Source organism: Parvimonas sp. D2 (genome assembly GCF_035282635.1).
Taxonomy (GTDB): domain Bacteria; phylum Bacillota; class Clostridia; order Tissierellales; family Peptoniphilaceae; genus Parvimonas.
Window position 1 is genome coordinate 492,175 of the sequence record NZ_JAYKBO010000001.1, and the last position, 13,601, is coordinate 505,775.

A 13,601-nucleotide genomic window follows, 5' to 3' on the forward strand; every position below is an offset into this window, starting at 1 on the left:
TTGCCATTCTATTTTTTATATTTATGATATAATTTATCTTTAAAGTCTATAAATAGTGTTTTGTAATTATCGTAATACACCATTCCAAGTCCTGTTCCCTTTGCTTTTCTAATATGTTTTTTTTCTGTGTAATCTACATTTGCATATCCTTCATTTTTAAAATAACTGTAATATCCTGCTAAAAATCCTGCAATTTTATAGTCATCTTCTGTTAAGTTTGTACCTCTTAAGATTACATGGCTTCCCGGAACATCTTGTGCATGAAAAAATATATCATTTTTATTTGCAAATTTTAATGTTAAATTTTCATTTTGTAAATTATTCTTTCCAACATAAATCAATGCTCCAGAGTCTGTTTCAAAGATATAAGGCTTTGACTTTTCAAGTTTTTGTTTATTTTTTTTACTTTTTCTAATATAACCCAAAGAAATAAGTTCCTCTTCAATTTCAGAAAGCTCGTTTAATTCTGTTATAATTTCAATAGTTTCCAAAATTTGTTTTATATACTTCATTTCTTCTTCAATTTTTTGCAATTCAGCCTTTATTATTTCGTCAGCAGTTTTTAATTTTTTATATTTTTTGTAATATGCTTCAATATTTTCTCTTGGAGATTTCCTTTCATCAAGTGAAATTTCAACCTCCTTCATATTATCATAAATATTTTCTACTGAGACTTTTTTCATTCCCTTTTCTATCTTATAGATATTTATGGAAAGTAAATCAGCAAAAATTTTAAAATCCTCTTTACTTTGATTATTCAAAAGTTCATCATTCATCGCTAAATACTTATTTGTGAGCCTATTTAATTTTGTATTCAAAATCTTTTTAAATCCTGATGCCTTTTGATTTATCCTATCTCTTAGAGAGTTGTTATGATAAAAACTTTCGACTAATTTTGATAAGCTATCGACACTTTCTTTTTTTTCATACAAATTTAAGTCAAAACAATAAAAATCTTTATTGTTATTCATTTCATCTTTAATAAAAATTGGATAATAGTTTTTATCTTTAATATTTTCAACTATTTTAACAAAATTTTCGTCAATCCTTTTAATATCTTCATCATTTAGATTAGCAGAATTAACAGCCGAATCAACATTTGAATTATTTAATAATTCATAGGAAATAATCGGAGAAAAGCCCAAATAATTTGTATAAAAGAACTTTTTCATTGAAATTGGTTCTGAATTTTTTAAAATTTCAGAAGGCAATTTATAATTTTCATCTAAAATATTCTCTTTTTCGTCTTTTACAAAAAAGTAATCCTTATTTGGAAAAACTTCTCTTATACTACTTTGTCTGGAGTCAATATGCTTAATTGCATCAATAATTTTATTGCTCTCTTTATCAACAAGAATTATATTTGAATGTTTTCCCATTATTTCAATGATTAAAAGTTTTTTACTAAGTTCTTTTAATTCATTTAAATTTTCAATTTCAAAGCAAACAACCCTATCCATTTTATGTTGATATATATTTTTAATAGTACCTCCAACTAAATGTTTTCTAAGTAACATACAAAAATTATATGCAGTTATCGGATTCTTTTTGCTTTTTTCACTCAAATGAATTCTTGAAAGATTATTCGCACAAGAAAGTAATAATTTATAATTCTCCTTGTTGTAAATCTGTAAATTTATCTCATTTTTATCCGGTTGATTTATTTTATTTATTTTTCCATTTAATAAAAGCGGATATATTTCATCAACAACCGCTTTTGTAAAAATTCCATCAAAACTCATTTTTCTTCCCTTTATTTCTAATTAAAAATCCAAATATTCAAGAAATATCTTGATGCTATTACAAGTCCAAAAAATACTGTTATGAAAGCCATAACTATATAATCCGTTCTTGAATATTTTAGAACATTCATTCTAGTTCTTCCTTCTCCCCCTCTATAACATCTAGCTTCCATTGCAACAGCTAATTCATCTGCACGTTTTAGTGCATTTACAAAAAGTGGAACAAGCAAAGGAATCAAACTTTTTGCTCTTGATATAATACTTCCAGTTTCAAAATCTGCACCTCTTGCAGTTTGAGCCTTAGTAATTTTATCCATTTCATCTAAAATTGTTGGTATAAATCTTAGGGCGATTGTCATCATCATAGCTACAGAATGAGCAGGAAACTTGATTTTTTCAAAAGGTTTCATAACATATTCCAAAGCATCGGTAAGCACAATAGGACTTGTTGTTAGAGTTAAAAGACTTGTACCTATAACTAAAAGAGTTATTCTAACACTCATAAATGCACTTAGTTTAATACCTTCTTTAGTTATATTTATAATCCATATTCTAAATAAGACCTCTCCTGGTGTTAAAATTAAATTCAAAATCACAGTAAATAAAACAATATAAAAAATTCCTTTTAATCCCTTTAAAACCATTAAAATCGGTAATTTTGCAATTTTTATAATTGAAAACAAAAAAATTGCAAGTGGTATAAAAACCAGAAAACTCTTTATAAAAAATATGGAAAGTATAAACATAAAAATAAAATATAATTTAAGTCTAGGATCTAGTCTGTGAATAATACTGTCTCCCGGAAAAAATCTACCTATAGATATATTTTTTACCATTAATTTTTCCTCAATTCTCTTTTAATTTCGTTAAAAGCTTCATCAACTGTTAGAATATTTTTGTTAAAATGGTGTCCTTTTTTTCTTAGAATATCCATAAGTTCCGTAATTTGCGGAACATTAAGTCCAACCTTCTTTAAATCATCAACATCGCTAAAAGCTTCTTTTGTACTTTTGTCTAAGTGGATATGTCCATTTTTCATTATAATAATTCTATTTACTAGTTTTGCAACATCTTCCATGCTGTGAGAAATCAAAACTATTGTAATATTATTCTTCTCATAAAGCCTTTTAATTTGAAAAAATAGTTCGTCCCTTCCCTTAGGGTCAAGTCCTGCAGTAGGTTCATCTAAAATCAAAATATCAGGTTTCATAGCTAAAATTCCTGCTATAGCAACTCTTCTTTTTTGCCCGCCAGAAATTTCAAAAGGAGATTTATCCTTTTTTGCTTCATAATCAAGTCCTACAATCTCCATTGCTTCTTTTACTCTCTCTGTAACTTCTTCTTCACTAAGTCCCATGTTCTTAGGTCCAAAAGCAATATCTTTTTCAATTGTTTCTTCAAAAAGTTGATATTCAGGATATTGAAAAACCAATCCAATTTTATATCTTAAGCCACTCTTAGCAAGTTCCTTATCTTTAGTGTTCATATCTCCAATAAAAACATCACCACTTGTAGGCTTTAGAATTCCATTAAAATGTTGAATTAATGTTGATTTTCCACTTCCTGTATGCCCTATAATACCAACAAATTCTCCCTTTTTTATAGTTAAATCTATATTATCTAAAGCAAGTTTTTCAAAAGGAGTTTTTTCTCCATAGACAAAACTTACATTTTTAAAATTTATATCCATTATTTTAATTTTCTCTCCAAAAATTCTATCATTTCATCATTTGTTAAAATATCAGAAGGAATTTCTACCCCGTCATTCTTTAAAAGATATGCAAGTTCTGTAACCTGCGGAATAGAAAGTCCCAATTCTCGTAAAGTTTCAACATTTGAAAAAACTTTTTTAGGACTGTCATCAAATTCAATCTTTCCCTCGTTTAAAACAATAACTCTATCAGCAAGAACAGCTTCTTCCATATAATGAGTTATATATAAAATGGTCTTATTTTCTTCTTTGTTTAATTTCAAAATAGTATCAATAATATCTTTTCTTCCGATAGGATCAAGCATTGCTGTAGATTCATCGAAAATTATTACATCTGGTTTCATGGCTAAAATTCCTGCAATTGCAACTCTCTGTTTTTGTCCACCAGAAAGCATATGTGGAGAATGCTTCTTATACTCCTGCATCTCAACAATTTCTAAAGCTTCATCAACTCTTTCTCTTATTTCAGCTGAAGGCACTCCTAAATTTTCAGGTCCAAAAGCTACATCTTCCTCTACAACTGTTGCAACAAGTTGATTATCAGGATTTTGAAAAACCATGGCACATTTTTGTCTAATATCCCAAATTTTATTCTCATCTTTTGTATTAATCCCAAAAATTTCAATTTCTCCATCTGTTGGAGTAATCTGAGCATTTAAAAGTTTTGCTAAAGTAGATTTTCCGCTTCCGTTATGTCCCAAAATAGAAATTAATTCCCCCTTATTCACAGAAAAACTAACTCCATCCAAAGCAATACTTTTCTTATCATCCTCACCAGTATATTCATATCTTAAATCTTTTATATCAATTATTTTTTCATTCAAAATTTATCACCTACTAACAATTTATGATAACATAAACAATACATTTTTTCAATAATAACAAGTATTGAATACCCAAAAATCAGCAAAAAAGACAACTTTTATAAAGTTGCCTTTAAAATATTCTATACTATTTCTAAATCATTTCTATCTTTTAACATATATAACTTTAATGGACTTAAACTTGCTAGCCAATATAAAAGTCCTCCAAAAATTGCAGTAAATCCACTACCTGTTGTAATTAAGAACAGATTGCTTTTAATTGCTCCCGTCATTGGATTATATACAAATAACATTGCTAATGCAAAAGTTATTATTACAATTCCAAGACCTACTAAGTTAAAACCATTTGTAAATTTATAGGAATCATGTCCTCTAATAAAAAACGCAGATTTTAAAGATAGCATTCTTTTTCTAACTATTAAATAATCTACAACAATCATCCCTATTATTGGACCTTAAATATATGCCGCTAATGAAATAAATGAACCAAAATACTCTTCGACTCCACCCCAAATAGTCAATCCACTAACATAAATCATAGCTATAATTACTAATTTTTTGTAGCTTAATTTAGGCATACCGCTCTTTATTATCATACAATTAACATAGGAACCAGTTCCCTGTGTTCCAATATTTGCAAAGGCAACTAAAAGCAAACTCAATAATGCAAATCCCGGAGTTGCCAATGTTGATAACATTTTTGTAGGATCACTTTCATATACACCAGTTCTTACAAACATTGCCAATGCCATAACACCTCCTGTCGCTACGAAAAATGGTGCTACAGCTCCATAGGATAAACTTGTTGCCCAATATCCACTTTTTTCAGATTTTGCAAGTCTAGGAAGTACTAGAGCCTGTGTTGACCAAGAAAATGCAAAAGCAATATTTCCTTCTCCAGATAACATAAAGTTTTGTAATTTTGTAGTTCCTTCAGCTAAGATAGGTTTAACTTTTAGAATATCAGAAATTGGAACTGCAAAAAGACAAATTGCAACTATTATAACTCCAACCACAAGCAAAGCCATAACTAAAAATCTGTTTGTCCACTTAATAACCTCAGGTCCTCCAAGTGCAATTAAAGTTCCAAGCACAACACATACTGTTCCAAGTAACGGTTTGAAAATTATAGGATTTAATTCAACTCCAAAACTTAATGCAAGATTAATCATAGATGAAGCAAAGAGATTTGCTGCAACTGCATACCAACCGAAGTTTGCAAAACTTATAACTGTTGATAAAATTGCAACTCCTTTTTCTCCCAAAACACTTCTCAACCATATCCACAAATCTATTCCATAACGCACGGCAAATAACACAGGCAAACATTCTATCATTACAAATATTAGATTGAAACAAAAAATATTTATAATCATCTGTTTAAATCCTAAAAATTGTGCAACATAGGCTCCTTGTGTATAACACCAAGTTGCTATTGCAAAACCACTTGTGGTTAAAAACAAATCTAAGAAAGAATACTTCCTTTCGTAATTCATCATAGGGACAACACCTGTTACCGTCTCCTGTTGAATATAATTTAATTTCCCACTCATTATTCAATTACTCCTATCATACATAATATAACTAAAAATATAGAAATTATTACAATTCCACAAATAAGAAGCCAATCTATTTTAGTGATTTTTTTAGGAAATTCATAATCTTCTTTAGACATTATATCCAATCTTTTTTCTGTTTCTTCGTAAATAATTTTTTCAATAGACAGATTATTCATTACTATCTCCTCGTTCATATAATTTCAAAGCATAATCAGCATATTCTTTAGTATGATTATACCAAATATATAAATATTCCCCAATGCTCTTCCCTTGAATTTCTTGATTAATTGCCCATAAAAACCAATAAAACGAACTTACTGCAACATAAGCAATATAATGTCTTAATTCTTCATCCGTAGGATTTCCATCAAAATATTCTTTTATTATATCAACTGCTTCATCAAAAGAGTATGTTGAGCAAGTTATAAAACAACCAATATCTCCTGCAGGATCTGACATTGAAGAATATTCCCAGTCTATCAAATACATTTCATCTCTGTTATCCAATAAAAAATTCAAATCATAACTGTCACAATGGCAAATGCACTCTTTTATATCATCTTTTTCTAAAAATGTTTTTAATCTATAAACTTTATCGTTCATTAAATTCATATCTTCAAAATCATCACGATGTGAATTTTTTATTTTAATTTTAAAATTTTCAATTTCCTCAAAAATATTGAATTTAAAATCTGTTTTTTTGCCACTTGTATGAAGTTTTTTAAGCATAGAGATAGCTCTTTTTACATTCTTTTTATCAGCATAATCGAGAATTTTTACATCTTCGATAAATTTTGAAATTTTCCAACCACTATCAGCATCCATATAGATGTAAGTATCATCTAAACCCAATTCTTTTGCAATTTTCATTGAGTCAAACTCACTTTTTCTATTTATGATTAATTCAGTTCCGGGGCCTGGATGTCTATATACATAGGACTTTCCCTTACAACTGAATTTAAAAGAAGTATTTGTCATTCCCATTTTTATAGGTTTAATATCCTTTATTTCTTCTTCATTACATTTTAGAACAGAGCAAATATTTTGGAAAATTTTAGAGTCAGAATTAGTAACATATTTTTCGTCAAAAAATCTTAACTCCTCCAAAGAATCAAATTCTTTTATATCTTCTACATCATATTTTCTAATATACATATTATCCAATTCTTTTATATGACGCATATAAAAAGTTTCCCATAAATTTTCTCTAACTATGGGCTCATGATATTCAGCTTTTAAAAGTTTTACAAATTTATCACTAAATTCTCTATCGAAAAATACATGACCAAGCATTATCCAATCGTCTTTTCCCCCAATTGTTATTCCTGTAATTCTTCCCTTTTTATCACATTCTGCAAAGTATTCATCACTTTCTCCATCTTGGTAAACTGCAGAGTAGTATGCTCTATAAACATATTTTTCAAAAGGATTTTTTGGAAAATAATTATCTGAAGAACAGATATAAGTATTTTTTAGTCTTTCTGTAACCAAAATTAGTGATGAAGTATTGTTAAATCTGTAATAATCTTCATTAACAACAATATCTACACCAAATTTTTCAGCTAGGTAAAACATTTTTTCCTTCATATATCCTACAACTAAAGTTATATCTTCTATTCCTGCCTCTTTTAGTTGTAAAATTTCTCTTTCAATTAGTTTTTCCCCTTTTACATTTAAAAGACCTTTTGGACTCTCATAACAAAGCGGTGCAAATCTTGAACTCATTCCTGCAGCCATAATTATAGCATTATCAACTTTATAAGGCTCTAATGCAACAAATCCTTTAGCTGTAATTTTTAAATTTTCATCTATAAATTCATTATTTTTTAATTTTTTCAAAGTCTCATTAACTTTTCCTAAAGAAAAATTTGTAATATCTGAAATCTCTCTTTGCGTATATTTTTTATCTTGATTTTTAAATAGTAAATTTAAAATATCAAATTGTTGTATTGATAACATAAGTTCCTCCTTAAATACCTTGTTCAATTATTATATCATATTATATAAAAATGAACAAGAAAAAAGTTCTAAAATATAATATTCTAGAACTTTCGAAGTATTGTTTTTTTGTTATTTTTTTGAATTAAATTTATATTTTCTAACTGTGAATTTGCTTTTTATTCCATCAATTGTAATGAATAAAATTTTGTCCTTTGTAACATACATAATAATAAAATAATATAGTACACAAGATACAATTATTGCAAATACTCTAATAAGAAATTGTACATTCAATGTCAATGAATATTTTAAAATATGATTTATTCCATAAGTTATTGCAAAAAACGGAATGGAGCATAGCACATATTTTACATAAGATTTTAATATCCCATTTATAGAAATAATATTTCTCTTTGTTATAAAGTAAACTTGAATAATCAATACTACAATTTCTGAAAATAAAGTTGTATAAACAAAATATTCAGGTTGAACAACTTTTAATCTAAATAAAACTATATTTAAAACCAAGTTCATAAATCCACCTATAAAATAGAAGGCAGTTATATTCTTTTCATATCCCCTTACAAATAAAACTTGATTTGCAAGAAGTTGATCCAATGCCCACATAACTATTCTAAGCGAAAACAGTTTTAAAATAAACCCAGCTTCTAAATATTTTTCTCCTGCATATATCAGCATTACTTCATTAGATACACAACTTAATCCAATACCCATAGGAATTACCAAGAATAAAAAGGTCTTTGCAACTTGATTTAATAACTCTGTATAATTTTTTTCATCACTATTCCCATGATAATATGAAAGCCTTGGAATACTTACTACTATTATAGAATAAACTACACTTGTAATAAGTTGGGCTATTGACAACGCAAAGGTATAGTAGGAAACTGAAATTTTTGCATCTAATAATGAAAGCACAGCTCTATCCAACGCAGTATATAACATATATGAATTAGCTAAAAGCAACATTCCAATTAAAGGCTTTATATGGATAAGAATATCTTTTAATTCAATTTTTACAAATTTCACTTTTCTTTTTATATAGTAAAAACTTATTAAATAATTTATAAGATTTGTAATTGATAAGATAAAAGCATAATTAACTATATCATCTGCTTTTCGTACAAATGCAAAAATTGAAACCAGCATAAGTACACGGATAAATAATGTTTTAAAGAGTATAAATCCGTAGTTTTCAAAAGCCTCATTCATCCATTCTATAGTTACAAATTGCGTAAAAATTTGAATACTAAGTGCAATATACAACATATACATATTGGAATTTACATTCACAAGCATATATATTATATACAAAATTCCAATGCTTAAAGAACTTATTACATTTATAGAAAAAAGAACAGTAAAATTTTTACTTATTTCTTTCATATTATTTTTAACTCTACTTATCGAACGAATCCCATAACTGTATATTCCAAATGCAGCAAATGGAATAAACAAATTTAGTATGGAATTTGCAGCATTAAATTCCCCATAAGCCTCCTTGCTCAAAATTCTGGCAAGGTATGGACCTGTAATCAGAGGAAACAGAATATTAAAAACTCTAACTAAAATACTCGCTAAAGCATTAACTTTTATATTTTTTGCCATATTTAAAATTATTCTCCCTATTTTATTCTATAAGCATCTAATAGATGTGATTTATATTCAATTTCTGCATCAGAAGGTTTTTGCATATAATCTCCATAAAATTGAGTTAAAATCTTATCATAATTCTTAGGAGCTGGTACCATCATATCTTCAAAAGGTAATTCTATCAACTCCTCATAAGTTCCCGTTTCAAAAACTTCTTTCATTCCTGTTTTATCGACTCCTACCGCTGCTTCATAAATCCCATTTTCATCAGAATATCTTTCTACAAGTTTTTGAATTTTCTTTGTAAAAAATCTCGGATTTACAAATGCCAACAAATGCCAAAAGACAACTCTACAAAAATCTTTTATTTTACTATCTTTATGAATTATATATTTTTTCTTTATGAAACAAATATGTTTCAAAGTTACCATCAAATGAGCTTTTTTCACAAAATTTAAGTCATTAAATCTATCAATCGGAAATACATCAACAAAAACATTGCTGTCTTTTCTATTTCTCTTTACACTATCTTCCAACAGAGTGTGCTTATCTATAACTACAAGAAAATTTTGGAAATACCAATCACTGTTGTCCTTGGATAAAATTGTATATCTTTCATTATTTTCTTCAAGAATAGCTTTTTGTAATCGCTCATAGTCTTTTCTATATAAAGATATATCAATATCGTCATCCCAAGGAATAAATCCTTTATGTCTAACTGCTCCAAGTAATGTTCCATAGTTTACAAAATATTTTATATTATATTTTTTACAAATATAGTCAATGAACTTTAAAATATCCAATTCATATTTTTTTAGTTCATCAACTGTAAGTCTCTCTTTCATCTTAATCTCCTAATCTATATAATAAGCCTTAATTTCATGAGGATATACTCTCTTTTCAACAGGTGGAAATTCCATATATTCTCCATAGTATTTTTTTAAAATTTCATCATATTTTTTTGGAGCAAAAAATCTACTATTTTCAAACTCTAACTCGATTAATTCATCAAAAGGGTTATAGTCGAAAACATCATCATACTTCCATTTTGAGCAACCTATAAGCCCTAAATATTTTCCGCTATCTTTAACATTCGCTTCAACAATTTTCTTGATTTTCTTAGCAAAATATCTAGGTGAAACTGGTTTTAAAACTGTCCAAAAAAATCTCCTAATAAAATCCTTTAATTTACTATCACCATATTGAATATTTTCTTTTTTCGAAAAAGATAGAAGCTTAAAACTTTCTAACTTATATGTCTTTTCAACTATACTTAAATCATCGAAGAAATCCATAGGAAAAATATCAATAAAAATTCCTGAATCATAAGTCTTATAATTTCTTTCATCTTCAATTTTAGTCTTTGAATTTACAACTTTAATAAAGTTATTATAATATTTGTCATTTAGTTCCAAAGATAAAATTTTATAAATTCCATCATCTTTTGAAAATAAATCTATAAACTTTTCATAGTCTTTTCTAAACATACAAATATCTATATCGTCATCCCAAGGAATAAATCCTTTATGTCTTACTGCCCCAATCAACGTTCCATAATTTATAAAATATTTTATATCATTTTTAACACAAAAATCGTGAATATATTGTAAAATTTCAAGTTCTATTGATTTTATTTCATCCATAGAAAGATATTTGATTTCCATTAAGCATTTACTCCTTTTTTCTTCAAGTCTTTTAAAAGTAAAAATCTATATAATTTAACATTTAATTTTAACATTATTACTGCAATTCTTCTACCTTTTCTAAAATTCTTATTTTTAAAAATCTTCCAAAAATTCTTCTTTAAAAATCCTAAAACTTCTCTATATTCTGAAATATTTTTATAATTATTACTTAATAACATTTTATCAAAAACCATAAAATGAGCATATGAAAGTCTGAAAAAAGCAAATTCAGAAAGAGAAGGAACTTCCTTATTTATATAGTCATAAAAATTAGAATAAATTTCTATGCAATTCATATTTTTTACAGTATATGGTTTTGTTGTAATACTATTTTCTCTATGAAAATAATAATAATATGCCTTTGTAGTTACAACATATTTCTTTGCATATTTTACAAGCTCAAACTGATAAAAAGCATCCTCATAAATTTTTCCAACAGGAAAAGAGATTTTACTAGCAATTTCATAAGAGATAAGTTTATTACAAATAGTTCCTGGAATTTTTTCTCCAATGAAATACTCTTTTAAAAATCTATCTTTTTCACAACTAAAATACAAATCTTCCTTACATTGTGGTGATTGATTATCAGAATAAACATTATATACTCCACAAATAGATACATCTGCATTTTCGTATTTTATATTTTTATAAAGCTCTTCAACCATATTTTCTGAAATATAATCATCAGAATCTATAAATAATACATATTTACCTGTCGCAAATTTCATTCCATGATTTCTAGCGCTTGACAAACCACCATTTTCTTTTGTATAGAGTTTTGCTCTATTTTCATTTTCAACAAATTCTTTACAAATTTTTTCGCTATTATCAGTTGCTCCATCATTTACTATTATAATCTCTATATTTTTATATGTTTGATTGGCAATTGACTCCAAACATTTTTTTACATATTTTTCTACATTATATACAGGTACAATAATACTTATCTTGTCCATAATTCTCCCTTATATTATAATAATACAAATAGTATACTATAAATCCTTAAAATTTACAATTTTTCACAAAAAACAAAGGAGATATAAATCCCCTTATGATTTTACTTATCTTTTAATTTTGCAAACAAAATTCTTCTTGCTGTATTGTCATCGGGTGTCTTACAAGTTACAAGCATTAGAATTTTTGTGTTTTCATCAATTTTATCAACCTCTGACTTTGGAATATGTTTAGACAATTCTTTTTTCATTGCTTCTACATCTTCATTTCTCTCAGAACTTTGTTCATACAGTGAAGTATCAGGATCTACAAGATCAATTCCAAGTACCTCATATTCTAGTTTTCCTTTTTCTGTATAAAGATAAAATGTCTTATGATTTTCTAAAAATGATTTATCTTCAAATTTTCTCAACTCATAAAATTTTGTCTTATCCCAAATATTATGTCCAAATATATAACTAATTCTATCTGAAAAATCAGGCTTATTATATACATCTAAAAATAATGTTCCAGTAACGGGATAAGTTTTTTTATTAAAATCTCTCCATAGATAGTAATCATTGTCTTTCCCCTGAACAACTGGCTCATCTATATTAGTATCAGGAACTTCTAGCCAACCTATTGAATCAGAATTTAGTTTTTTTAATTCTTCTAAGTTTACCTCTTTTTTAGTCTCTTTTTCTTCACCGTTAAAAACAGACTCTTTTAAATCTCTTAAATCTTTCCCAGCTTTATATGAACCATAATAATCTTTGATTATATTTCCAGCAGAATATATAAAAACACCTAAACATATTACAAAAAGTATATTCCAAAACCATTTTTTAGCTTTGCTCTGTTTTTTCTTTACTTTTTTTACATCTATATCTTCTTTTTTCATATATTAAATCCTTTCATAAGTGTAAAAAGTTAATGTTGGATTTTGACTTTCTCCTTTAATTTTTTCAGTAACTTTCCAAATAGTTTCGTCAATTTTAGGAAAATGACTATCCGCTTCTATTATTTCTTTTTCTTCATATTTTGTAATATACATTCTTGAACAAAAATCAATTAATTGTTTATAAATACTCATTCCCCCACAAACAAAAAATTTTTCTTTCGGATTTTCTTTTACAAATTCAATCAAATCTTTTATATTTTTAAAAGTATTTACTCCTTCAAAAGAAAAATTACTATTTGTCAAAACAATATTTTTTCTTTTTGGAAGCGGTTTAATTTTAAAACCTTCAAAGGTTTTTCTCCCACAAATTATTGAATTGCCACAAGTTTTTTCTTTAAAAAAATTCATATCTTCTTTTAGAAAATACAATAAATTATTATCCTTGCCTATTGCATTAGTTTTTTCAGTAATTGCAACTATTAAATATAAATTATCTAATACCATATTTTTATCCTTTTTATTTTTTATTAAATCACAACTCCTTTTAATAACTATTTTCCGTTGTTGCGATGAAATTATTATATCATAATCGCTTTTTAATAATTAAATTAATGTAATTATGATGAAATAATTACAGATTTATCATAAGGCATAAATCTGTAATTATTATATCACAATTCTATATTTTAAT

12 protein-coding genes and 1 pseudogene are annotated in these 13,601 nt (G+C 26.7%); all 13 read right to left on the minus strand.

All coding sequences use genetic code 11. The annotated features are described in order from the left end of the window. Positions 1-8: 8 nt before the first annotated feature. The 13 genes and pseudogenes from VJI77_RS02415 to VJI77_RS02475 all read right to left on the minus strand — a co-directional run bounded on the left by VJI77_RS02415 (position 9) and on the right by VJI77_RS02475 (position 13,414). The gene (locus tag VJI77_RS02415; RefSeq protein WP_323988118.1) at positions 9-1,742 is read right to left on the minus strand and encodes an Rqc2 family fibronectin-binding protein; all 1,734 of its coding nucleotides are present in this window, start codon (positions 1,740-1,742) and stop codon (positions 9-11) included. 17 nt (positions 1,743-1,759) lie between these two features. Beyond that, positions 1,760-2,578, minus strand: a complete 819-nt coding sequence (locus VJI77_RS02420; RefSeq protein WP_269722505.1) for an energy-coupling factor transporter transmembrane component T family protein — start codon at positions 2,576-2,578, stop codon at positions 1,760-1,762. Further along, entirely contained in the window at positions 2,578-3,432 is an 855-nt protein-coding gene (locus VJI77_RS02425; protein ID WP_323988120.1) for an energy-coupling factor transporter ATPase, read from the minus strand. Before VJI77_RS02425 ends, VJI77_RS02420 begins: the two co-directional genes overlap by 1 nt. Beyond that, the gene (locus VJI77_RS02430; protein WP_323988121.1) at positions 3,432-4,277 is read right to left on the minus strand and encodes an energy-coupling factor transporter ATPase; all 846 of its coding nucleotides are present in this window, start codon (positions 4,275-4,277) and stop codon (positions 3,432-3,434) included. Before VJI77_RS02430 ends, VJI77_RS02425 begins: the two co-directional genes overlap by 1 nt. Before the next feature lie 122 nt (positions 4,278-4,399). Then, a pseudogene (locus tag VJI77_RS02435) lies at positions 4,400-5,830 on the minus strand (cytosine permease). Further along, positions 5,830-6,012: a hypothetical protein gene (locus VJI77_RS02440; RefSeq protein ID WP_293440173.1), complete on the minus strand. Its 183-nt coding sequence runs from the start codon at positions 6,010-6,012 to the stop codon at positions 5,830-5,832. The pseudogene VJI77_RS02435 and the gene VJI77_RS02440 overlap by 1 nt, the downstream one beginning before the upstream one ends. After that, positions 6,005-7,795, minus strand: coding sequence for an NTP transferase domain-containing protein (locus tag VJI77_RS02445; RefSeq protein ID WP_323988122.1), 1,791 nt, complete (start codon positions 7,793-7,795; stop codon positions 6,005-6,007). Before VJI77_RS02445 ends, VJI77_RS02440 begins: the two co-directional genes overlap by 8 nt. 111 nt (positions 7,796-7,906) lie before the next feature. Then, positions 7,907-9,406 (minus strand): oligosaccharide flippase family protein, encoded by a 1,500-nt coding sequence (locus VJI77_RS02450; protein WP_323988123.1) that lies wholly within the window; start codon positions 9,404-9,406, stop codon positions 7,907-7,909. Positions 9,407-9,423: 17 nt separating this feature from the next. After that, positions 9,424-10,236 carry a LicD family protein gene (locus VJI77_RS02455; protein WP_313961603.1) on the minus strand — a complete coding sequence of 271 codons (813 nt, stop codon included), beginning with the start codon at positions 10,234-10,236 and terminating at the stop codon, positions 9,424-9,426. A 9-nt stretch (positions 10,237-10,245) separates the two neighbouring features. After that, positions 10,246-11,055 carry a LicD family protein gene (locus VJI77_RS02460; RefSeq protein ID WP_323988124.1) on the minus strand — a complete coding sequence of 270 codons (810 nt, stop codon included), beginning with the start codon at positions 11,053-11,055 and terminating at the stop codon, positions 10,246-10,248. Then, positions 11,055-12,032: a glycosyltransferase family 2 protein gene (locus tag VJI77_RS02465; RefSeq protein ID WP_323988125.1), complete on the minus strand. Its 978-nt coding sequence runs from the start codon at positions 12,030-12,032 to the stop codon at positions 11,055-11,057. The genes VJI77_RS02460 and VJI77_RS02465 overlap by 1 nt, the downstream gene beginning before the upstream one ends. Positions 12,033-12,133: 101 nt before the next feature. Then, the gene (srtB, locus tag VJI77_RS02470; RefSeq protein WP_293440161.1) at positions 12,134-12,910 is read right to left on the minus strand and encodes a class B sortase; all 777 of its coding nucleotides are present in this window, start codon (positions 12,908-12,910) and stop codon (positions 12,134-12,136) included. 3 nt (positions 12,911-12,913) lie between these two features. Next, the gene (locus VJI77_RS02475) at positions 12,914-13,414 is read right to left on the minus strand and encodes a dihydrofolate reductase (RefSeq protein ID WP_293440159.1); all 501 of its coding nucleotides are present in this window, start codon (positions 13,412-13,414) and stop codon (positions 12,914-12,916) included. Between the last annotated feature and the right edge of the window lie 187 nt (positions 13,415-13,601).

Coding starts and splice junctions, on each gene's coding strand:
- VJI77_RS02415 (WP_323988118.1), bottom strand. CDS start 1,742: ATGAGTTTTGATGGAATTTTTACAAAAGCGGTTGTTGATGAAATATAT.
- VJI77_RS02420 (WP_269722505.1), bottom strand. CDS start 2,578: ATGGTAAAAAATATATCTATAGGTAGATTTTTTCCGGGAGACAGTATT.
- VJI77_RS02425 (WP_323988120.1), bottom strand. CDS start 3,432: ATGGATATAAATTTTAAAAATGTAAGTTTTGTCTATGGAGAAAAAACT.
- VJI77_RS02440 (WP_293440173.1), bottom strand. CDS start 6,012: ATGAATAATCTGTCTATTGAAAAAATTATTTACGAAGAAACAGAAAAA.
- VJI77_RS02445 (WP_323988122.1), bottom strand. CDS start 7,795: ATGTTATCAATACAACAATTTGATATTTTAAATTTACTATTTAAAAAT.
- VJI77_RS02450 (WP_323988123.1), bottom strand. CDS start 9,406: ATGGCAAAAAATATAAAAGTTAATGCTTTAGCGAGTATTTTAGTTAGA.
- VJI77_RS02455 (WP_313961603.1), bottom strand. CDS start 10,236: ATGAAAGAGAGACTTACAGTTGATGAACTAAAAAAATATGAATTGGAT.
- VJI77_RS02460 (WP_323988124.1), bottom strand. CDS start 11,055: ATGGAAATCAAATATCTTTCTATGGATGAAATAAAATCAATAGAACTT.
- VJI77_RS02465 (WP_323988125.1), bottom strand. CDS start 12,032: ATGGACAAGATAAGTATTATTGTACCTGTATATAATGTAGAAAAATAT.
- srtB (WP_293440161.1), bottom strand. CDS start 12,910: ATGAAAAAAGAAGATATAGATGTAAAAAAAGTAAAGAAAAAACAGAGC.
- VJI77_RS02475 (WP_293440159.1), bottom strand. CDS start 13,414: ATGGTATTAGATAATTTATATTTAATAGTTGCAATTACTGAAAAAACT.